20 protein-coding genes are annotated in these 23,206 nt (G+C 36.1%); 5 read left to right on the top strand and 15 right to left on the bottom strand.

What is annotated here, in order from left to right:
• Positions 1-32 precede the first annotated feature (32 nt).
• The gene (gene mgtE / locus GMJ66_RS03215) at positions 33-1,418 is read right to left on the bottom strand and encodes a magnesium transporter (RefSeq protein WP_407939190.1); all 1,386 of its coding nucleotides are present in this window, start codon (positions 1,416-1,418) and stop codon (positions 33-35) included.
• Between the two features lie 645 nt (positions 1,419-2,063).
• Here mgtE and prpE point away from each other — a divergent pair.
• Positions 2,064-2,804 (top strand): bis(5'-nucleosyl)-tetraphosphatase PrpE, encoded by a 741-nt coding sequence (gene prpE / locus GMJ66_RS03210; protein ID WP_156288896.1) that lies wholly within the window; start codon positions 2,064-2,066, stop codon positions 2,802-2,804.
• Here the strand turns inward: prpE and GMJ66_RS03205 are convergent.
• The 3 genes from GMJ66_RS03205 to GMJ66_RS03195 are packed head-to-tail and all read right to left on the bottom strand — an operon-like array spanning position 2,788 to position 5,145.
• Positions 2,788-3,669, bottom strand: a complete 882-nt coding sequence (locus tag GMJ66_RS03205) for an RluA family pseudouridine synthase (RefSeq protein WP_156288895.1) — start codon at positions 3,667-3,669, stop codon at positions 2,788-2,790. The two genes, prpE and GMJ66_RS03205, sit on opposite strands and share 17 nt — an antisense overlap.
• Before the next feature lie 21 nt (positions 3,670-3,690).
• The gene (locus GMJ66_RS03200) at positions 3,691-4,494 is read right to left on the bottom strand and encodes an NAD kinase (RefSeq protein ID WP_156288894.1); all 804 of its coding nucleotides are present in this window, start codon (positions 4,492-4,494) and stop codon (positions 3,691-3,693) included.
• Positions 4,495-4,536: 42 nt separating this feature from the next.
• Positions 4,537-5,145, bottom strand: a complete 609-nt coding sequence (locus GMJ66_RS03195) for a GTP pyrophosphokinase (protein WP_156288893.1) — start codon at positions 5,143-5,145, stop codon at positions 4,537-4,539.
• 154 nt (positions 5,146-5,299) lie between these two features.
• Here GMJ66_RS03195 and GMJ66_RS03190 point away from each other — a divergent pair, with 154 nt between their 5' ends.
• The 4 genes from GMJ66_RS03190 (at position 5,300) to GMJ66_RS03175 (ending at position 7,794) form a co-directional block, all read left to right on the top strand.
• Positions 5,300-5,872, top strand: coding sequence for a CYTH domain-containing protein (locus GMJ66_RS03190; protein ID WP_156288892.1), 573 nt, complete (start codon positions 5,300-5,302; stop codon positions 5,870-5,872).
• A 198-nt stretch (positions 5,873-6,070) separates the two neighbouring features.
• The gene (locus tag GMJ66_RS03185; RefSeq protein WP_156288891.1) at positions 6,071-6,457 is read left to right on the top strand and encodes a globin domain-containing protein; all 387 of its coding nucleotides are present in this window, start codon (positions 6,071-6,073) and stop codon (positions 6,455-6,457) included.
• 18 nt (positions 6,458-6,475) lie between these two features.
• A complete protein-coding gene (locus GMJ66_RS03180; RefSeq protein ID WP_156288890.1) occupies positions 6,476-7,360 on the top strand; it encodes a ClpXP adapter SpxH family protein in 885 nt (294 codons plus the stop codon).
• 254 nt (positions 7,361-7,614) lie between these two features.
• Positions 7,615-7,794, top strand: a complete 180-nt coding sequence (locus GMJ66_RS03175) for a hypothetical protein (RefSeq protein WP_156288889.1) — start codon at positions 7,615-7,617, stop codon at positions 7,792-7,794.
• Between the two features lie 454 nt (positions 7,795-8,248).
• On the opposite strand, the gene pepF is transcribed toward GMJ66_RS03175, so the two are convergent.
• From pepF to GMJ66_RS03120, 11 genes are all read right to left on the bottom strand, one after another.
• Entirely contained in the window at positions 8,249-10,063 is a 1,815-nt protein-coding gene (gene pepF / locus GMJ66_RS03170; protein WP_156288888.1) for an oligoendopeptidase F, read from the bottom strand.
• A 125-nt stretch (positions 10,064-10,188) separates the two neighbouring features.
• Entirely contained in the window at positions 10,189-11,358 is a 1,170-nt protein-coding gene (locus GMJ66_RS03165; RefSeq protein ID WP_156288887.1) for a competence protein CoiA, read from the bottom strand.
• Between the two features lie 217 nt (positions 11,359-11,575).
• Positions 11,576-12,244 carry an adaptor protein MecA gene (gene mecA, locus GMJ66_RS03160; RefSeq protein ID WP_156288886.1) on the bottom strand — a complete coding sequence of 223 codons (669 nt, stop codon included), beginning with the start codon at positions 12,242-12,244 and terminating at the stop codon, positions 11,576-11,578.
• Positions 12,245-12,751: 507 nt separating this feature from the next.
• Positions 12,752-13,147, bottom strand: a complete 396-nt coding sequence (gene spxA, locus GMJ66_RS03155) for a transcriptional regulator SpxA (protein WP_156288885.1) — start codon at positions 13,145-13,147, stop codon at positions 12,752-12,754.
• Positions 13,148-13,535: 388 nt separating this feature from the next.
• Positions 13,536-14,123, bottom strand: a complete 588-nt coding sequence (locus GMJ66_RS03150; RefSeq protein WP_156288884.1) for a GNAT family N-acetyltransferase — start codon at positions 14,121-14,123, stop codon at positions 13,536-13,538.
• Positions 14,124-14,333: 210 nt separating this feature from the next.
• The gene (locus tag GMJ66_RS03145) at positions 14,334-15,560 is read right to left on the bottom strand and encodes a putative glycoside hydrolase (RefSeq protein ID WP_156288883.1); all 1,227 of its coding nucleotides are present in this window, start codon (positions 15,558-15,560) and stop codon (positions 14,334-14,336) included.
• Positions 15,561-16,199: 639 nt separating this feature from the next.
• The gene (locus GMJ66_RS03140) at positions 16,200-17,063 is read right to left on the bottom strand and encodes an MBL fold metallo-hydrolase (protein WP_231514797.1); all 864 of its coding nucleotides are present in this window, start codon (positions 17,061-17,063) and stop codon (positions 16,200-16,202) included.
• 258 nt (positions 17,064-17,321) lie between these two features.
• Positions 17,322-18,509, bottom strand: a complete 1,188-nt coding sequence (locus tag GMJ66_RS03135) for an amidohydrolase (protein WP_156288882.1) — start codon at positions 18,507-18,509, stop codon at positions 17,322-17,324.
• A 173-nt stretch (positions 18,510-18,682) separates the two neighbouring features.
• Positions 18,683-20,062, bottom strand: coding sequence for an MFS transporter (locus GMJ66_RS03130; RefSeq protein ID WP_156288881.1), 1,380 nt, complete (start codon positions 20,060-20,062; stop codon positions 18,683-18,685).
• Positions 20,063-20,415: 353 nt separating this feature from the next.
• Entirely contained in the window at positions 20,416-21,615 is a 1,200-nt protein-coding gene (locus GMJ66_RS03125; protein ID WP_156288880.1) for an amidohydrolase, read from the bottom strand.
• 59 nt (positions 21,616-21,674) lie between these two features.
• Positions 21,675-23,078 (bottom strand): MFS transporter, encoded by a 1,404-nt coding sequence (locus tag GMJ66_RS03120; RefSeq protein ID WP_156288879.1) that lies wholly within the window; start codon positions 23,076-23,078, stop codon positions 21,675-21,677.
• Positions 23,079-23,206: the final 128 nt, after the last annotated feature.

Raw genomic sequence — 23,206 nt, 5'->3', positions numbered from 1 at the left:
AATAAAAAGAGCATCTCTCAAAAGAGATCCTCCTACATCAAATAATCCATAAAGGTCGTAGCCATTCCAAAGTAAATTAAAATAGATATAATATCATTAATGGTTGTGATAAATGGACCGGAAGCTACGGCCGGATCAATTTTCAGACGATCCATTATAATAGGTACAAGCGATCCAGCCAAGGTTGCTACAATTAATGAGGCCATGATGGAGACACCGACGATAAATCCAAGAAAAATATCATCTTTCCAGAAGAAAATGACAACCGCAATAACAATACCACATACAGTTCCGGTTATCAGTCCTGTGGTTGCTTCCCTCATGATTAATCGTATTTTTCCTTCATTTTCATAATCTCCATTGGATAGTCCACGAATAGCAACTGCAAGTGCCTGTGTACCTGTGTTTCCGGCCATCCCCGCAATTAGCGGAATAAATATGGCTAATACTGCAACCTGATTCAACGTTTCCTCAAATTGACCAATTAGGCTAGCCGTGAATATTCCTAAGAACAGAAGAATTATTAGCCATGGCAGCCGTTTTTTTGCCGCAGCAACCGCACTGTCGTTTGGATGTTCTGTTTCGGTGATACCCGCCAATTTGGAGAAGTCCTCACTCGCCTCTTCTTCCATAACGTCGAGAATGTCATCGACCGTAATAATTCCCAATAAATGATTTTGAAAATCGACAACAGGGAGTGCAAGAAAGTCATAATCTCGGAACATCTGGGCTATTTCTTCCTGATTCTTGGCGACAGATACAGCAACAATTTTTTCACTCATCAAATCCTCTATTTTCATATCGTCCTCTGCTATGATTAAATCGCGTAAAGATAATACTCCAACAATGCGCTTATCATCATCCAAAACGTATAAATAATAAATCGTCTCAGCGTCAGGTGCTTCTTTTTTTAATTGCTTCATCGCTTCTACTGTTGTTTGTGTTTTGTAAACAGCGACAAACTCGGTGGTCATAATACTCCCGGCAGTCTTCTCTTCATAATGCAGCAAGTGTTTAATTTCATCCGCGGATTCTTTATCCATCATCGTTAAAAAACTGACAACTTCTTCTTTATCCATTTCATTAAAAATATCCACTGCATCATCAGCAGGCATTTCCGACAAGATCATTGCACCAAGTCGCGGATTCATCTCCGTAAAATACGCAGGTGTATTTTCCAAATCGATGTTAATCATAATCTCAGCGAGTTCATCAGGCGATAAATAAGTATAAATTCTCATTCGCTTTTCTTTCGATTGATCAATGAAAAACAATGATTGATCATATGGATGCATATCCAGAAACTCTTCTCTGAACTCATCTGTTTGTTCCTGGTTTAATGCTTGATACACTTTATCCCAATGTGCTTTAAACTGTTCTTCATATTTTTCCTCGTATTTATTTTGTATCTCTTCCAAAGGGATACCCCCTTTCTTCTTTTAGAAAGACTCGCATTTTTTTACAATTTATAGGTTTTGTATCCATAGAGACTATAGACCTATTCCCGCCTTATTTTTTTTGAAACAAAACCATTTAAAAAATAGCTCTTTACGTACGTATACTTCATCGCCTTTTTATTCACACTTGATACAAACTCCTGATTAAGTAAGTGCACTGTTGACTTCTCTCCAGGCATTCACACACCTTAGGGAAGAAAACCGCCGCTGCTCAGGTCTAGACACGTGCTTTTCCCGCAGGAGTCGACTGCCCTCCGCTCCAATCAACCATTTTAATAATGGTAGGCTATGCTAAAATTTATTTGGCTAAATAAAATGTTATAAATATAAAAGCACAAAATTAGCGTAGTGTATTTCCGTAGCGGTTGGTAAGCAGTATCTACTTAGTCAGGAGTTTATATAAAATATGTCATAAACGAAAACCTTTAAGAAAACAGTCCAAAAATGAAACATGTATTATCTTTTAACCATAACCATAGTATAAAAAACGACACTTTTATACTATATTATAAAAAAAACATCCATTCGTGTATAGTGGTATAAAAACAAATCATAATCCAATTTCATTTACTTATTAAACTTAACGTCGAAAAAGGAGAAAATGATATGAAAATTGACGTAATTGGTGATATTCATGGCTGTATCAATGAATTACATGCATTGTTTCAAAAGCTTGGGTACGATAAACAAAGCGGCATATATATCTATCCTGAGGGAAGGATTCCTGTATTCGTTGGCGACCTGACCGATCGCGGACCTAATTCAATTGCCGTTATTAAACTGGTATATCGAATGGTTGTGCAACATCAGAAAGCAAAATATGTCCCGGGTAATCACTGTAACAAATTATATCGATTTTTCCTAGGAAATAATGTGCAGAAAAAACACGGACTGGAGACAACAGTCGCCGAATATGAGGCATTACCAGCAAAAGAACAGAAAAGCATAAGCAAACAATTTATAACACTATATGAGGAGGCACCTCTTTACTTGGAAATTCCTGAAGTATCGGCAGTTATAGCCCATGCTGGTATTCGTGAAGATTTAATAGGAAGAAACGACAAAAAGGTAAAATCCTTTGTCTTATATGGAGATGTAACCGGAGAGACCCATCCAGACGGTCGCCCCGTTCGCCGGGATTGGGCGAAGAACTATCATGGAGACCGCTGGATTGTCTATGGTCATACACCAGTCAAAAAACCGCGAATCATGAATAAGACGATTAACATTGATACGGGCTGTGTTTTTGGAAACCAATTAACAGCATTTCAGCTGCCAGAAGAAAAACTAGTTGCTGTCCGCTCTGAACAGCCACTAGTAGAAGAAAAATTTAATTCATTTGATTAAGGAGCGATTGCATATCTTTTGGTAATGAAGACTGCAGCCGGATTACCCCTTTTGAAAATGGATGTTCAAAAGAAAGCTCATAGCAATGCAAAGCATGACGAGGAATGTGTTCCGTTTTTCCTCCATATAAATCATCCCCTGCTAATGGATGATTCATATAGGAAAAATGGACACGAATTTGATGAGTTCTTCCGGTTTCTAATTGAATGTGGACAAGTGTGTGGTCATGTAACCGCTTGACTACCTTAAAATGGGTAACAGCCCGTTTTCCAGTATTCTTTACGGTACGCTCAATAATCGAGCCTTCTTTCCTGTCGATTGGAGCATCAATCGTACCACTGTCTCTCGATACATTTCCTTCTACAATTGCCTCATATGTTCGTTTGACCTTTCCGTTTTGCTGGGCTTCAGCCAACAACGAATGACTATAACGATGCTTGGCAATTAATAATAATCCGGAAGTATCACGATCAAGCCTTGTTACCACATGGACAGTATATGGAATACTGTTTTTCAAATAATGAGATAAAACCCCATTAGCTACCGTACCCGAAGGATGATGCAGAGAAGGAATGGTAGCTATTCCAGCTGGTTTATCAATTACAATAACAGCATCGTCCTCATAAACAATCGATAACTCCATATCTTCATCCTTCAAATAAGAGCCGATCTGTTCTTTCGGAAAAATAATTTCCAGTTCATCTTCTGCTTTTAAAAGATGTCGGACAGTTTGTGGGACACCATTTACCAGAATATGTCCGTCTTGCTTAATCGCAATCAGAATTCGTCTTGAAAAGGCATGGATTAGTCTTAAATACTCACGAATCATCATCCCTTCATGTTCTGATGTTATTACCCATTTCATCATAATTCAGCCTCACTATATCTACTCTTTATCATCTGCAACAAAGGAATCCCGAACACGATTCCAAAACGGAAATTGCCTAAATCGGGCAAAGCGAACTCTTTCCTTAGCAACTCGGCACTGAATGGATTTCACATCATGATAAGTTCGTGTGAAATGATCGATTGAAATAAGAAAACTCTTGTCTTTTTTTGGCTCCAGCAAACATGTATGATGTTTAGGTAATATTAGTGGTGAACCAATTGTTCGGAATACACGATTATTGATCGAAGCCATTTCCGTTAATTGAATCGCCTCAATGGAAGGATGGATAATTGCACCGCCTAAGGCTTTATTGTAAGCCGTACTTCCAGATGGGGTGGAGATACATATCCCGTCGCCTCTAAATGTCTCAAAATGTTCTCCTTTAATTTTCACATCGAATACAACCGATCCTTCTGCCGTTTTTATCATTGATTCATTTAATGCAAGCAAATGGTCTTCCTTCTCATTGGAATTCCCACGGATGATGACCTCCAGCAACGGATATTCTACAATTTGAAACGGTGTTTTAGCAATCTCTATGATCAGCTTTTCCAATTCATCCGGTGTATAATCCGCATAAAATCCGAGATGACCAGTGTGTACCCCTATAAATGCCGTTTTGTCTAAACGATGTATATAGCGGTGAAATGCTTCAAGAAACGTTCCGTCACCACCAACCGAGATAACCAAATCCGGCTCTTCCCGATTGTATTCCAACTCAAAGTCGGTTAAATATTGCTTTATCGTCGATTTAATTTTGTTAGAGCGTTTATCACCTTTGGATATAATTTTAAATTTCATTATTTTCGCCTCCCCTATTATTCCAATTACGTAATAAGTGCCCTATTTCCGATGAAAAATCCGCTGTGCTTCCTGTATCTCATGTTTGATTTTGGACATCTCTTCATCTAATTTAAAAGCGGCTTCCGCAGCACGCTGTAATCTCGCCTTCACTTCTGATGGAATACTACCTTTATACTTATAGTTTAATGAATGCTCATTTGTTGCCCAAAAGTTCATAGCCAATGTACGTATCTGAATTTCTGCCAATACCAGTTTTCTTCCCTGCACCATTTCCACCGGATATTCAATAATCATGTGATACGATCGATAGCCGCTGTCTTTTTTATTGGTTATGTAGTCCTTTTCTTCAATGATTGTAAAATCATCCCGATTGCGAAGTATTTTTACGATGGTATAAATGTCATCCACAAATTGGCAAACCACCCGTACACCTGCAATATCAAATATTTCTTTCTCTATATTTTCTAATGGAATACCTCGATTTTTAGCCTTTTCCAGTATACTTGGGACTGGTTTTACCCTTCCTGTAACGAACTCGATTGGTGAATGGCTGGATTCATATTCGAATTGTGAACGAGTCCCTCTTAATTTAACCTTTAATTCTTCAACTACTTGCTTATAAGGAGCAAGCAATGCGTCCCAGTTCATGTAAAACACACTCCTATGTATCAGTCAGTTCAATCAAATTATAGCTTATATTATTTTAACATACTAGCGGGATTCCTTTTCTTTGCAAATTTGCGCTTTATTGGCGATAATCATTAATAATATATTTTCATTATACTGGAGGCCGCATTTATTCATGGCACAAGAAATTGAAATTGAATTTAAAAATTTATTGACCAAAGAAGAATTCGAGAAACTATTGTATAAGTTGCCATTTCCGAAACATAGTGTGAAGCAAACCAATTACTATTTTGAAACAAAAAACTTTTCTCTAAAAGACAAAGGAAGTGCACTACGAATTAGAGAAAAAGCAGGCAAATATCAGTTAACCTTAAAAGAGCCGCATGAATTAGGATTACAGGAAACACATGATGAATTGACCGAAGAAGAAGCGAAGCAATGGATGAACGGGAACATCATTCCCAAATATAATACATCCAAACAATTAAAGAATCTGGGCATTAAACTAGAGGACCTTGTTTATTATGGAAGTTTAACAACGGAGCGCCGGGAGGTTACCTACAAAGATGTCCTCATTGTGTTGGACTATAGTACATATAATAAAAAAGAAGATTTTGAATTTGAATTAGAAGCACAGGATAAACATACAGGGCTTCAAACTTTTGATGCATTACTGCAGGAATTTCATATTCAGAAAAAAAACACACCTAACAAAATTGAAAGATTTTTTGCATCCTTTCCAGTATAGGTAATTTTTATCATGCCCCAATTTGGATTGGTTGCCCAGAATGAGGTAGCCCTGCTAAAATATATATAATCACTGTAAAAAATCAAGCTAAGAATCAAATTTTTTAATATAAGAAATCTTTTATACAGTATTAAACACATTCCAATCTAAAGGGCATCTTAATCGGCCGTACCAATTTATGGGGACAGGAGAATCATAATGGAAGAGATAAAACATGGTAATATTTATGATGCAATAGGCGGTTTTGACACTATAAATCGATTAGTTACCTCTTTTTATAAACGTGTCGGGAAGCACCCGGATTTGACTCCAATCTTCCCGGATGACTTAACAGAAACTGCTAGGAAACAAACATTATTTCTTACACAATTTTTTGGTGGTCCCAGGCTTTACGAAGAGGAGCGTGGGCATCCTATGCTGCGGCGTCGTCACTTGCCTTTTCCTATTACACCGACAAGAAGAAATGCATGGCTTGCGTGTATGGAGGAAGCACTTAAGGAAGCTGATATTCAGGAACCATATCGTACGGTGATGTTTGAAAAATTGACCCTAACAGCAAATCATATGATGAATACACCAGATTGATAGAAAGGAGAATTCGATGTGAGTTGGGATCAAACTGGGCTAAGGAAGTCTAATAAATCAAGCACATCGGAGAACCGGGACTATCTTGAAAACCATAATCCAAAACCGATTGAAATGTATGTATTTATTGACCCGCTTTGTCCAGAATGCTGGTATTTTGAGCCTTATTTAAAAAAGCTAACATTAGAATATGGGCGATTTTTTACCACCCAGCCAATTGTAAGTATTTCCATGAATCGAGAAAATTTTTGCAAATCGATCAAACTGAAAGATCCTTGGACAAAAACGAAACAAACGAAAATAAATTTTGACACCCAATTAGAAAAGTCTATTTCCAACCCATGGATGGTATCTCTTGCCATCAAAGCTGCCGAAATACAAGGAAAAAAGGCAGGAAAAGCCTTTTTGCGGAAAATACAGGAATATCTCTTTTTACGGAGGCTTGATATTTCTAAAGAACATATTTTAATGGAGATTGCCCAAGAAGCAAATTTGGACATGGAAGAATTTGAAGAGGATCTTTATTCGACTTCAGCAAAAAAAGCATTTCAGTGTGATGTGCATTTAACTCATGAAATGGAAATTGATGACACACCTACTATTGTCTTTTTTAATCACTCCAAGGATGAGCAAGGCATTAAAATAGCTGGACTTTACCCATATGAAGTGTACGAATTTATTTTGCAGGAAACTTTAAAAATTAACCCAATTCCATCGGAGAAGCCTCCACTGGAAGAATTCTTAAAAAAATATGATATAGTTGGCAGTAAAGAAATTTCTATTGTATATGATTGGAGTTTAGCAAAAACAGAGAAAGAAATGAAAAAACTGCAGTTCAGACAAAAGGTCGATAGAATCCATGAGAAACAGGGAACATATTGGAAATATACTGAACAGCCTTAAATAAAAAAGGATATGCGGGGCAGCGCATATCCTTTAATCCGTCTTTGTATAAATACAAAGGGGGGATGGGAGAAAGTTTTCATGATCAAACAAAAGGGGTATTTGTTTGTAATTAACTTACATATATATCATAGCAAGTACAAGCTCATCTTGCAATCCTTTTGTTCATAGATTCACAAAATGTTCACTTCTACTAACCATTCTTTTACATATACATAAGATAGAAAAACATCCATGGGAAGGAGTGAATATTGTTGCAACAACTTTACCCAATTTTTTTTCTTGTTTTAGCTGCTATTGCATTCCTCTTTAACCTTCTTGGTTTAATGCAATTAATGCCACTTTATATTACATTGCCATTATTATTTATTTCTATTTATTTAACAATCTATTCTTTTACTAATCAAAAATCATATCGAAGGAGAATGAGATAAGACTATACATAGACCTTAATTTTGGCTTGTAACAGGAGGAACACATTTGTGTTCGTTTTTCTTATACTTGGGGCATTCAAATTTTAGATGTGTTGGACCTACATTTTGACTAAATTTTACATAAAAAAGGATATGCGGGGCAGCGCATATCCTTTTTTTTCCGTTCTTTGTATAAATACAAAGGGGGATGGGAGAAAGTTTCATGATCAAACAAAAGGGGTATTTGTTTGTGTAATAAACTTACATATATATCATAGCAAGTACAAGCCCATCTTGCAACCTTTTTGTGTATGGATTCACAAAAAGTTCACTTTATCGTTTTGAAAAACCGGCTACTTTATTTTTAATGAATACCCCTGCCTATCAAACCAGGAATAATTATATCTATCCAAGTTGTATCGTGCTCTAAAACAAGTTAATTTTAAAAGGGAGCAGGTACCTACTCCCTTCCTTATTATTGATTTAACAGTAATTTTTCCATTTCATTTAACTTCTCTTCAAAAACATCCAACGCATCCAGTATTGGCTGCTTTGATGTCATGTCTACTCCAGCTTTTTTCAAAACCTCAATTGGATAATCACTGCTACCAGCTTTTAGGAAATCAAGATAACGTTCCACAGCACTATCCCCTTCTGTGAGGATCTGATTAGCTAATGATGTTGCTGCAGAATACCCGGTTGCATATTGATACACATAATAGTTGTAGTAAAAATGTGGAATTCTTGCCCATTCCAGACCAATTTCTTCATCGGATACGGTAGAATTACCGTAATACTTTTTATTTAGATCATAATAAATTTCTGTTAGCTTATCAGCTGTTAATGCTTCACCATTTTGTGCCTTCTTATGAATATCGTGCTCAAATTCAGCAAACATGGTTTGACGGAATACCGTGCCACGGAACCCTTCCAGGAAATGATTTAAAATATAAAGTTTTTCCTTTTCGTTTTCTAAATTATTCAGCATATAATCATTCAGCAATGCTTCATTACAAGTGGATGCCACTTCTGCAACAAAAATGGAGTAATTTCCATAACGGAATGGCTGATGTTTTCTCGTATAATAACTATGCAGGGAGTGCCCAAGTTCATGAGCTAATGTAAACATATTATTTACATTATCCTGCCAGTTCAACAGGATATATGGGTTGGTTCCGTAAGCACCAGAAGAATATGCTCCACTCCGTTTCCCTTTATTTTCTTCCACGTCAATCCAGCGATTATCAAAGCCTTCCTGAAGAACTTTTCCATAGTCCTCTCCAAGAGGTTTTAATCCTTTCATCACATAATCTTTTGCTTCTTCATAGGATATTTCCATTTCTACATCTTTAACTAATGGTGTATACAGATCGTACATGTGTAATTCTTCTACACCTAACACTTTTTTGCGTAGTTCCGTATAGCGATGCAGTAATGGGAGTTTTTCATTAACTGCCTCCACTAAATTATCATATACCTCTTCAGGAATATTATTGTTATCTAATGCGGATTGTCGCGCAGATTCATAATTTCGTACTTTGGCAGAGAAATTATGAGTTTTCACCGTTCCGCCAAGCGTAGAAGAAAATGTATTTTTAAACTTACCATACGTATCATACATAGCTTTAAAAGCATCTTTGCGCACTCTGCGGTCTTTGGATTCCATAAACCGGCTGTAACGGCCATGTGTGAGGTCTACTTCCTCCCCATTTTCATCCTTGATAGCTGGGAAAGTTAAATCGGCATTATTCAGCATGCCAAAGGTTTGTGAACCGGTTGACAATGCTTCGGACGCTTCCGCAAGCAGCGCTTCCTCTTTTTCACTTAATACATGAGGTCGCTGACGTGTAATTTCGTCCAATACTTTTCTATATAATTTAAGTTCTTCTTTTTCTTTTATAAAAGATTCAATTTTCCCTTCATCCATTTCCAGAATCTCTGGAACGATAAAACTCATGGAACTAGATGCAAGTGTCAGCACATTTTCTGCCTGGGCATTCATCGCTTGATAATGGGAATTGGTTGTATCCTGATCATATCGCATATGTGCATATGTATATAACTTCCCTAGCCGTTCCGAAAGATGATCTTGAAGCTTAAGTAACTCATATAGGGTATTTGCTGATTCAGACAGCTTCCCTTGATACGTTGTTATTTCGGGTATATCCTTTTGTAACTTCTCAAATTCTTCCTTCCAAAGCTCATCAGCCGAAAAAATATCTTCCAATCTCCATGTCTTGTCTAAAGGAAGTTCTTCTCGCTTCGGTAATTCTTTTGTCGATTTCGCCATTGTAATTCCTCCTTTATTCCATTACCCATTATAATTCTAGATTCTCTTAAAAATTCCTTTTAAATTTCTCTATTTATTTAGTATAACGAAATATATAAAATTCATGCTTGAATATTGCTTCCTATCTAATTTTTTAATTGATTTATTATTTCTTTATCTCCCTTTAAAGACTGCTCAATATTTTGATAACCGTCCACGCTTTTTGCCTTTTGATACGTATGATTCGACAGCTTCTTTATTATGCCAAGATCAGCTAGCAATTGTAAATATTGTTTGATTGGGTGGTCATTGGAGCGAATTAACGGAAAAACGGAGGATGACTGAAGGGATTTTCTTAGAAGAGATTCAATGGAATGTAAGGTAAATACACTTCCTACTGTCATTGGTTCGAGAACCTCTAAGCATATTCTGCTTTGCCAGTCCCATAGTGGGGACTTCATTCGATATTGAGCGGAAATCGGCAAATAAACGATGGATGGCAGATATTCAATGTGCGACCCTTTTAAATAAAGCCACTGATGCCACGCAAGTTCATTTCCATATAAATTCTTTCTTGGCCGCAGTCGAAATCGTTCCTTTTCTTTGCCCCATATCATCCATAATTTCTTAGCTGGTAGATGGGAAAGAGTAAACAGATTCTTAAAATGCTGTTTTCTAATATCAGTTACGTTTATGTTTCCAATTGCCTGTCCATGTTTTATCAAGAATATGTCCTGAATGGAGATAAATTGAAGGGTATGGGGACAAAAATAATAAAGAACGGAAGGTAATTCTGATGAAAATTGATGGATGAATTGCTGTGTGAAAGAATCGAGTTTAAAATAGTTTCCTGTTTTTCTCTCAAAGCGATTAGCACCTAAAATCCATATTGGTGTAATACCGGCTGAGATATAACCTTGATTGCGTTTTTGGATCTGCTGAGGCGGAATCCTTGCGCATTGATACTCAAACGCAATTCGTTTCCTATGTATAGTCAGCAAAAAGTCCGGACGCTGGCTAATACTTGGAATATATTCTTCCAGGGATACGTCTAATCCCTTATGTTTAAGCCAGTTATATAAAAGCAGTTTTCCTTTTTCATGGTATTTACCTTCCCCACTCTCATTGGATGGACAATCTCTGCTTGAATAATGGGCAAAATGCGGAATCATTTTTGAACCGGCTTTGATAAGAACTGACTGATTACAAACAGGACAATAAAATTTAATTTGCTTTTTCCTTAACCCTTCAATTTCTTCCTTCGTCAAATGAACGAGTGTAAACGAATTACCATTTTCTAATTTAGCTTGCAGCATAGCTACAACCACCTCCTACTACAAGCTTTCGACAGCATCTGTCAAATATCCTGCAATATTACAGAAAATTCCTTACCAAAATCATCATAGCCCCCACCTCATGTCTTTTAGAGTTTGCATTTTCTTTTAGCAAAACCTCTTACATAAATTTTATTGTTTTTAACTATATGTAACTTTCCTAACACGAAAAATAGACACCCGCTTTAATAACGAGTGCCTATACTTGTGCTGGAAAATAAGATTTAATTTGTTCAAACGCATTATACTCAAAGATTTTCTTACCGTACTCTTCCAAAACATGAATGGACATATCAGAGTCGTTTGCAAACTCCAATACTTGACTGATTAAATCCTCTTGAAGGTGATCATCAAGCAATTCAGGAGAAAATTCCATAAAGAGATAATACTTATTATTATAGAAATAAAGTGTTTCCTCTACACTATCTGTGTCATCCTGGAAATAATGGCTCAATTGGATGGCGTCTTCAAAATTATTAAAATCTGCAATAATCCACATGCCGTCTTCGATGAACTCATCATCATTTGCAACATTTTTTCCAAATTTATCCTCAAGGAAGTTTTCAATTTTATCTTCAAAGTGACTGTCCATAATAGCATCATTTGCTTGAAGTTCACCATTTTTTGTTATTTTGGCTTTTGTAACGATAATCTCTAATCCTTTTTCAAGAGCTTGCACTTGAATCCACAATGGACCATCCACATTAAAATCTTCTTTGTAGTTTACTTCGTCCATCATTTGCCAGAAAAGTTGTTCACTTCTTTCACGGTCGTACCAGATTTCCTCTCTCTCGAACCCAAGATCCTCAATGTCAAGATAAGAGATGTAGAATTTCACCGTGTTTTCATTGATTCTCTCTATATCCATATTTTTCTCTCCCTTCTTATAGAAAAACGTTTAACTTCGCTTTCTAAACTTTAAAGTATAAACAGTTAGGTGGAAGAGATAACTTCACCATTATCTATATACATTAAAAAGAATTCATTTTCTTTCTCGTTTACCTGCTTTTTCTAACCATTCATTCTTTCTATGTTACTGCTATTGTATGACAATCTGCAGCAGCTTGGAAATTAATATGCCTATAATATGCCAAAAAAATTTCTTTTGTTTTTTTCCTTATCATCCGCAAATCAAATGTCTCAATAACATTTATAAAAAGAATATAGGAATAGTTAGTATAGTATTTTAAACTATAATCTAACTTTTGTCACGACATAAAAACTGGAAAAAACAGAAACCCGTAATCGCTCGTCCTTCGAGAAATGTCCCAATTAACGGAATATTCTAATCATAATAATTCCAAAAGGAGAATAAAAACGCAGAATGTAAATTATTCTGCGTTTTTATTTCTTATTATATGCACTTCCACCAAGATTAATTAACCATTCTTTGCGCTTCACGTAATTGAAATGTACGTACTGTTCTAGGAAGAAACCTGCGAATTTCATCTTCGTTATATCCCACTTGAAGACGTTTTTCATCAAGAATAATCGGTCTTCTTAGTAGACCAGGATTTTGTTGAATTAATTGGAACAGGTCTTTCATTGGCAACTGCTCGATATTAACATCCAATTTTTGAAAAACTTTAGAACGTGTTGAAATAATCTCATCAGTTCCATCTTCAGTCATACGCAATATTTCTTTTATTTCTTCCAATGTTAATGGATCTGAAAAGATATTGCGCTCTTTATATGGTATGTTATGTTTTTCCAACCATGCTTTTGCTTTTCTGCAAGATGTACAACTTGGTGAGGTATAAAGCGTAACCATGTAACTTCACTCCTCATTCTATAAATATGATATATATTTTCCTTGTAACCATTTGAAAACTTATTCCATTCTTAAATTAAAATAAGTTTAAATAACCTATATGTATAAGTATACTACATTTGTCAAGTAAAAGGTAGAGGGTTTTTTAGAAATATAAGGTAATTTTCTAATGTTCACATAAAGTTCTCATTTACTATATAAGATACCCCTTTCCTTTTTCAATTAAACCTAACTAATTGAAAAAAGTTTAATATTGCACAAGTTAAATACTGGAATTAATGATTAAGGCTGTTCTCAATGACTTTAAAGCATATTCATCATATGCAAAGAATTTTTAGAGACACATGCTACATTTAAATAGGGAAAGCCTTTTTGACTTCCCCTATACTTATTGATTGGGCTCCAACCTACTTAAAATGTTTTGTGAATCCCTGGTTTCATCATAACTCAAAACTTCTTCAGCCGGCTGATAGGATTTTCCATATATCTCTTGGTCTTTATACGTATGAATATCTTCATACATTTTTTTCATTTGTTTGTATATTATTTCTTCTGGTTCGTCATTTGGTGACCAATACAGGATTTCCATTGGTGTTTCTTCATTGGTCGCTAGAGATCTGCGGTTATAGCCGATGGATTGTGCATGTGAAAAGCCTTCTCTACGGTAAAAGTGTAACCTTTTTTCCGTATCACTATCTTCATAATCAATAGGCTCTACTTCCAAAATTATTGGCTTATTTTTTGCTTTTAGTTTATCAATTAATTTATGACCTATACCTTGTCCCCTGGTTTCTGAAGATACCCAAATATAATCGATAAAGATAAACGTATCAAATTCAGCATACATAAGGACATGTGTTGGGCTTTCATCTTTATGGTAAACGTCGCCTTTTTCTTTTAAAAGTAATTCCATGTGCTTTTTTGATTTCATTTCTTCAATCGGGAAATACTCCTTCAATTTATCGTACCAGTTCATTGATCTACTACCCCTTTATCATTTGTCCCGTATTCACGGATTTCCAGTTCATCGTCATCAAAATTATTATACCCAAAAATTTGCTTTTTGAAAAATGGAACTAGGCATGAAATCCCAACATTTCATGGCAATTTTTACAATGAAGATACATTAGAAAAGCAGACCTCCGAATTTCGGAGAATCTGCTTAAAAAAGTTCTGAATCCGTCAACTATTCATTTTTACCAACTAAATAATTTACGTCTTTTGTATATTGATTGCCGGCATTCCAAAGAAGAAATTCATCGATGCCATGATCATAGAGCGCTTTTATTTGTGCTTCGACTTCCTCTTTTCCGTATTGCTGTGTATTGCCATTATATAGCCAAGGTGCTTCAAAATCCTGAAGCCAAGGCCTTGAAGTTGGTGGCATATCTAATTTCCCTAATACTTCATTTTCCACTTTGGAGTATTCACTTACAAGCCGATATGGTTCTCTGTCAGGTACATCAATTCCAAAATAATTATTGGACCAGTGACTCGGGTAAATCATCGATGAAATAATATCCACATTCTCAGAAATCCTGGAAAAATTTTGTCCAATCCCTGGTGTTTCTTCCATCGTGGCTGCATATCCAAAAATATCGACCGACACATCCACGTCATAATCTTTCAATTCCTTCTTCGCATATGCTACAAAATTTGTTACAGCCTCTACACGTTTTTTGATGTTATTCATTTCAAGGGTTTTATAATCCCCCATAGAATATTGTAAAATTTCGTCTTTCCTTTCAAATCCTTCTGGAAAACGAACATAATCGAATTGAATTTCCTGGAATCCCATGTCTGCTGCCATTTTTGCAATGTCTACGTTATAATCCCAAACTTCTTTTTCAAAAGGATTAACAAATGCTTCTCCGCGGCTGTTTGTCCATACTTTTCCATTTTCTGTAAAGGAAAGGTCCGGACGCTTTTGCGCAAGCATGGAATCTTTAAATACGACAACCCTGGCTATCGGATATATATTTCTTTTTTCTAATGTCTCCATTATCGCTTCGGGATTTGAAATATAATTCCGTGCGATATCTTTGTATGGTGAACCTTCTTCCACATTAAACGTTACATTTCCATGGTCATCTTTTATATCAATAACCATCGCATTTAAATCTGTCGTATCAACCAAATCAAGCAAGGATTGAAAATGAGTGGAACCTGCTGAATTTCCGGATACATATATTCCTCTTACTGCATCAGGATACGTAAAGGAAAAATCCGGTGCAGAAGAAAAACGTTTCATTGTAAGGTCTGGTTCCATTAACTTGATGCTTGTTTCTCTTGGTGAATGGGTATTAATAACCGTAAATTCTGCTTCACCACTAATTTTCATTGTTGGCAAAACCATACTAAAGAGGAGAATGATGATAACTGAATAATAAAACGTAAGATACTGTTTCCCCATTGTATCAATCTCCTAACTGTTTTCTAAATATTAGTATATATGGAAAAACGACATATTTGAATAATTAATCGAGGAATAGATAAACTAAATTTTGGCATTCAAAATTTGATTTCCTTTTTTTATTTTGTATATTTTAATGTTAAGAAAAACGCATGCTGTTTTGACGATGAACATGTCAGAATACAACTGGCCTTTTTCGTGGAACAAGTACCATTTTGTATAGGAATTGGCCTTTGGAGCTTAATCAACAGATATAGTAATTCTTACATAAAACAAAGTAATAAAGGTCACGCCAATGGCATGTCACAAAAACAAGAGGGTGTTAAAAACACTTTTACAACCATAGAAGAAAGTATGGAATACATTTTTTGGAGTTTTACGGTATGACACGGAGTTAACACTGCTTCTTTGTGTGTATTAACTTATCCATATTATATGAAGACTTAAGAGGTCTATAATTTGTAATATAAGGACCAAATACAAATAAAATCACGGAATACCTATAAGTTCCAGTTAAATAAATTCTAGCAGCTAAAAAAATCCGAACTGATTCAAATTCTAACGGAAGAATTTTGAATCATAGTTCGGATTTTCCTTCACTAAAATAATATTCCCTAAGCCATTTTTATGACTTTACTCTTAATGTATGTTTTTATCCACATACTTCCCATAATCTGGAATGGCAATGTCATCAAATTCTTGAACTAACTTTTCTAAGCTGTTTGATAAAAACTCACCAGACATAGGAATTCCATGTCCAGTAACTGCAACAGTAGGTTTCAATGCTTCTAATTTAATGACTGATTCCTTGGCAGCTTTCCAATCTGTTGTAAGGTATCTTGGTGGTCCATTTATTTCCTGTTCTTGCGTGACAACTTTATAAAGGGAGTCTTGTTTAACAGTAACAAATGCATCTCCCGCAATTAAGGCCCTGTCGTTTTCTCTGAACAATGATACATGGCCAGGTGTATGTCCTGGTGTATGAATCCAACGGAAATCAGACATATGAGGTATAGTTCCATCAGAAGGGAGCATTTCCACATGATTCCCTAAATCAATAGGTTCATTAGGAAACAGTGGAGACATTTTTGCTACCATACCACCTTCCACATTTGGGTCTGGTTCAGGATAACTTTTCTTACCTGTTAAATAGGGCAGTTCTAATTCATGAGCATAAACAGGAATGTCCCAATGTTGAACCAGGTCAATGACCGCACCAACATGATCAAAATGACCATGCGTTAAAATAATAGCTCTTGGACGGCTGTTATCACCAAACCGTTCTTCGATAACCGAAATAATTTTATCTGCTGAATTCGGCATTCCTGCATCAACTAATACAAAGTCGTTTTTTTCTGGATTATCAACTAAAATAATATTGACAATTTGGATTGTATGACAATATAAATCAGGCAAGACTTCAATCCCCATTCCACTTTCTAGAGAAGTTGTGGGGATATATTTGTAGTCACTACCGTAATGCATATCCATATCCTTGTCCATTTAGCACCCTCCTTGATCATGCTGTATCCGATCAATAATATTTTTTTCTCTCGAAAGGTGAAATATGCAATTTCCCGCTTGTCTAACTTTACCTTGTATCATTGCCCGCTATGGATAATAAGTGATCTTCAATCAGCGTTTTTTTATCCCCGCGATTATGAGATGATTGAATCAGGAGTTTTCTGGCTGCCGAGTCCCCACTTATCATTCTTGAAGTGCTGATTTTACAAGTCATTTATCACACGACCACATATACTGCTACTTTTGCGTTAAATAACTGCAAACGACATGCCCTACTGATTTGGCTGCAACAAGAATTGCATCCTCATCAATATCGAATTTAGGATGGTGATTAAAGTAAGGCTCTTCCACACCTTTTGGAGTACAACCAATATAAAAGTAGGAGCCTGGAATTTTTTCTAGGTAGTATGCAAAATCTTCAGATGGAGACAGTTTAGGAAATTCTTTTACTTCTGTAATATCTTTATCATTTACCTTATTTAAGGTTTCTGCAACAAAAACCGTCAATTCAGGATCATTATATAATGGTGGATAATCAGGTGTATACGTAAGCTCACAAGTTACACCAAATAATTCTTCCAACCCTTTGACCATTCGATGAATTTCTTTGTCGATAACCTCCTGTACTTTATCATTTGAATAACGAATATCTCCTTCAAGCTCAATACTGTCTTTAATAACATTAAAACTTCCTTTTCCGTCAAATGAGCCAATGGTTACCACACCTGCAGCAAGTGGATCCACCTTACGACTGACGACCGTTTGTACTGCAGTAACAAAATAGGAGCCTGCAACTATGGCGTCATTTGCTTTATGAGGAGATGAACCATGCCCTCCACTTGCCTGAATCTGTAATTTAAAATAGGTACGACCATTAAAGGAAAATCCACTATGATAGCCGACTGTTCCCGCAGGAGCCATAGGTAATACATGAATGCCAAAAATTGCATCTACATCATCCAGTTTGCCTGTTTCCATAATGCTTTTTGCACCACCAGGGGGCTCTTCCTCTGCATGTTGATGAATAATTTTAATTTTTCCATTGATTTTATCCTTTAACTGGATAAGGCAATCAGCCAATACTAATAAATATGCGGTATGGGCATCATGTCCACACGCATGCATCACGCCTTCATTTTTCGACTTAAACGGAACATCCGCTTCCTCGATAATAGGTAGTGCATCAAAATCAGCACGAAGTCCGATAGTTTTCCCAGATGAAGCACCCTCAATCGTTACAATGATTCCATGTCCATTTCCTACATTAGTTTCTACTTGGACATCTTTACCATTGTAAAAATCGGCAATATAGGATGCTGTTTTTTCTTCTTTAAAAGACAGTTCAGGATGCTCATGTAAATAACGACGGATTTCAATCATCTCATCTTTTCGTTCCTCCAGCATTTTCATTAATTCATCTCTCATCATGTAAAGCTCCCTTCTAATTTTTAGATTAGGAATGACATAGGGAAAGCTTCCATTCCTCGTCCCTGAGCGAATGTGCAGTTTTTCCTATGCCCTACCTTGCTGAATTTTTATAATTTCCTAACACAAAACAAGTTCCTTTTCTGAATAAAAACACAGCTCATATGTTGTTTTTAATGCTTATTAACTTCCCTTGGAACAAGTACAATAATAGAAATTAGGGAAATAGCAGCAAATATAACATTTGTGATTATACCAACTGTAGCTGATATATGAACATTGGTTATTTCAGCTACTGTACTATATACAGTTGCTGAAATGGCAATACCAAATGCATTACCTAAAGAACTTGCCATTTTATAAATACCCGATGCTTCCCCAACTTTATCGTCTGGAGCTCCAGCAACAGCTGTGTCCGTTGATGGAGTAGCATACATACCTAAACCTAGTCCAAATAAGATAAACCCGATAAACACACCAATTGTGTAAATGAGATTAGGTAAAAAAGTTAATCCCATAATAGCAACCCCGATTAATGTAATGATTGATCCCCATATCATTGGTTTTTTAGCACCAACACGCTGCATGAGCTTTTCTCCTACGCGAATCATTGCAAGAACAGCAACTAAATAACCAATGGATAGCATTCCTGATTGAAATGCAGTGAATCCACGCCCTACTTGTACATACGTATTCGCTACGATTAAAGTACCTGCAACCGCATTCAGTAAGAAATTCGATACAGTCGCACCTGTATAGGGTTTATTTTTAAATAACTTGAAATCAATAAAAGGATTCCTTCTTTTTCCTTCATAAAGTACAAACGCAATAATACCAACAATAGATACGATGACTAAAATAATGGATGTTAAACTAGTCCACCCTAAATTATCGCCCTGCGTAATGAGGATATTAATCGCAAGCATAGTAGCGATAAAAATCGCCAACCCAACGAAATCGAATCTAAATTTGGTTGTTGTTTCTGCTTTGCTTTCTGGTACTTCCCGAATTAGCCACATAGCAAGCAGTGCAAAAATAATCGAGAATATGAAAATCCATTTCCACCCCATATACGTAGCAATAGCACCACCGGCAAACGAGGTAACCCCAGATCCTCCCCATGATCCAATAGACCAGAAACTAAGTGCCCGTTGTCTTTCTGCACCATCGAAATAGGCTTTTATTAATGCAATGGTAGCTGGCATAACACATGCCGCTGATAATCCTTGCAGAACTCGTCCTAAAATTAATAGGATAGATCCTTGCGCTAAAACGAGTAATAGAGAACCAATGACACTTAATATTAAACCAATATTGGTGATTTTCTTTCTTCCAAGTCTATCTGCCAATCCACCCGCAACAACGATAAACAGACCAGAAAATAAAGAAGTCAAGCTGATTGCTATATTCAAAACCCCTAAATCAACACCTAAATCCTCCTGAACTGCTGGAACGATGTTTACCATTGCTTGAGCAAATAACCAAAACGTAATAACACCAAATACAATCCCCATAATCATTTTATTGGTACCTTTATAGTTTGCAGCTTCCATATTAATCCTCCTTCATTTTCCATCTTGTATGGGTGTTTGTTATGTTAGTATCTCGCTTTCTCATTTAATTATTTATTCCCTTGCAAAATAATGTAATCATTACAATGAAAGTCTCTGAGCTCATCTATCCTTACATACTTGTTTTAATAATGTCCCAGCCCAAATTCATTAGAAAGCGCAAATTTATACTTTCTTATACTTAGGACGTTAAAATTTTAGCTACGTCGAAAAACTTCTTTGCTAAAATTTTATACTTTCCTAACGTGCGAAAAAAAAAAAAAAATTGAAACATAATCCGTTAGATTACGTTTCAATTTCATATTTAGTGCAATATTCTAAATCAATATTCAATATTAATCTCTTGATTCATCTTTTTCCAAATAGTTAGAAACAACATATCCCACTGATTTGGCTGCGACGAGAATCGCATCTTCATCAATATCAAATTTAGGGTGATGATTGAAATATGGTTCTTTTACTCCCTTTGGTGTACAACCGATATAAAAATAAGAGCCAGGAACCTTCTCTAAAAAGTATGCAAAATCATCGGATGGAGACATTTTAGGGAATTCTGTTATTTCTTTAATATCTTTATCCTCTACCTCTTTCAAGGTATCCGCTACAAATGAAGTCAACTCTGGGTCATTATATAACGGAGGATAGTCGGGTTCATAGGTTAGTTCACAGGTTACTCCAAATAATTCTTCGGTACCTTTAACTATACGATGAATTTCTTTTTCCATAATATCCCTGGTTTCATTATTTGAATAGCGAATATCCCCTTCAATTTCAATGCTGTCTTTAATAACATTAAAACTTCCTTTACCATCAAATGAACCAATTGTCACTACACCTGCATTCAATGGATCTACTCTACGACTAACAATCGTTTGAACCGTTGTGACAAAATAGGACCCAGCAACAATCGCATCATTTGCCTTATGCGGAGATGATCCATGTCCTCCACTTGCCTGTAAACGAAGTTTAAAATATGCACGACCATTAAAGGAATACCCACTATGATAACCAACCGTTCCCGCTGGAGCCATCGGTAATACATGAATACCGAAAATGGCATTTACATCATCTAAGAATCCAGCTTCTACAATGCTCTTTGCTCCACCTGGTGGTACTTCTTCAGCATGTTGATGAATAATTTTAACCGTACCATGGATCTTATCTTTTAATTGGATAAGACAATCGGCTAAAACTAATAGGTAAGCTGTATGAGCATCGTGACCACAAGCGTGCATGATACCTTCATTTTTTGACTTAAAGGGAACATCCAATTCTTCTTTAATAGGCAGTGCATCAAAATCAGCCCGCAGTGCAACCGTTTTACCAGGTTTTCCACCTTTTATCGTAACTACAATTCCGTGACCATTACCTGCATCTGTTACGACTTCAACATCTTTGCCTTCGTAAAATTCTGCGATATATGCAGCAGTTTTTTCCTCTTTGAAAGAAAGTTCAGGATTCTCATGTAAATAACGGCGAATTTCAATCATTTCATTTTCTCGTTCTTCCAACATGTTCATCAATTGTTCTTTCATCAAGATCATCTCCTTTCAGATTTTGTAAAAGCAGGACAATATTTTGTCCTGCTGTTTAATTACGCTGTTCTATTAACTTCGTCCGTTTCCTCTTTAGAAGCACTTGGGACGAGTATCATAATAGATAATAATGAAACAGCTGCGAAAATAACATTCGTGATAATTCCGACTGTTGCAGATACATGAACCGTACTGACTGCCGCAACAGTACTATATACTGTTGCAGAAATTGCAATACCAAAAGCATTTCCTAAAGAACTTGCCATTTTATAAATACCTGATGCTTCCCCAACCTTATCGTCTGGTGCTGCAGAAACGGCTGTATCAGTCGATGGAGTTGCATACATTCCAAGACCTAATCCAAATAAAATAAATCCGATAAAGACCATTACGGTGTAAATTAGATCAGGTAAGAATGTTAATCCCATTAAAGCTACACCAATTAAAGTAATAGCTGATCCCCAAATCATTGGTTTTTTCGCACCAGTCTTTTGCATCAGTTTTTCACCAACACGAATCATAGCTAGAACGGCAACTAAATAACCAATGGAAAGTAAACCAGATTGAAATGCAGTAAAACCGCGACCTACTTGTACATACGTATTAGCAACAATCAATGTACCTGCGACAGCGTTCAATAGAAAGTTTGAAATGGTCGCACCAGTATATGGTTTGTTTTTGAATAAGTTAAAATCAATAAGTGCATTTTTCCTTTTCGCTTCATATTTCACAAATACGATAACACCAACAATAGATACTAATGCTACAATAATTGTCGGTAAACTTGTCCAACCTAAGTCAGCACCTTGCGTAATAAATATATTAATCGCAAGCATGGTTATGATAAATATTCCCAGTCCCCCGAAATCGAACTTAAATTTACCAGTTGTTTCGGCTTTGCTCTCCGGAACTTCCTTGATGAGCCACATCGCAAGTAAGGCAAAAATGATAGAGAAAATAAAAATCCACTTCCATCCCATATACGTTGCAATAGCACCACCGGCAAAGGAAGTAATTCCAGATCCTCCCCAAGAACCAATGGACCAGTAACTAAGTGCACGTTGTCTCTCCGCACCTTCAAAATATGCTTTCATCAAAGCAATCGTAGCTGGCATAATACATGCCGCAGATAAGCCTTGCAATACACGACCGATAATTAATAATCCAGCACCTTGTGCAAGTACCAGAAGCAATGAACCAATGATGCTTAAAATTAAACCAATATACGTAATTTTCTTTCTTCCCATTCTATCTGCTAATCCACCTGCAACAACAATAAACATACCTGAAAATAGAGAAGTTAAACTAATGGCTATGTTTAAGGCCACTGATTCAACACCTAAATCCTCCTGTACTGCAGGGACAATATTTACCATTGCCTGAGCAAATAACCAGAATGTAATGACACCAAATACAATACCTGCAATCATCTTATTTGTACCTTTATAGCTGGTAGCTTCCATGATGATCCTCCTTTTATAAATCTTAATTTTGTTTCACAAGTAAGTGATAATAATTACTTTTTTGTTTCTTTAATAAGCTGTTTATGCTTATTAATATAAATTAATTGTAAAGAAAAACATGAAAGCGG

It is taken from the genome of Oceanobacillus salinisoli (assembly GCF_009733865.1).
Classification (GTDB): Bacteria; Bacillota; Bacilli; order Bacillales; family Amphibacillaceae; genus Oceanobacillus; species Oceanobacillus salinisoli.
This window is presented reverse-complemented; position numbering and strand designations above follow the sequence as displayed.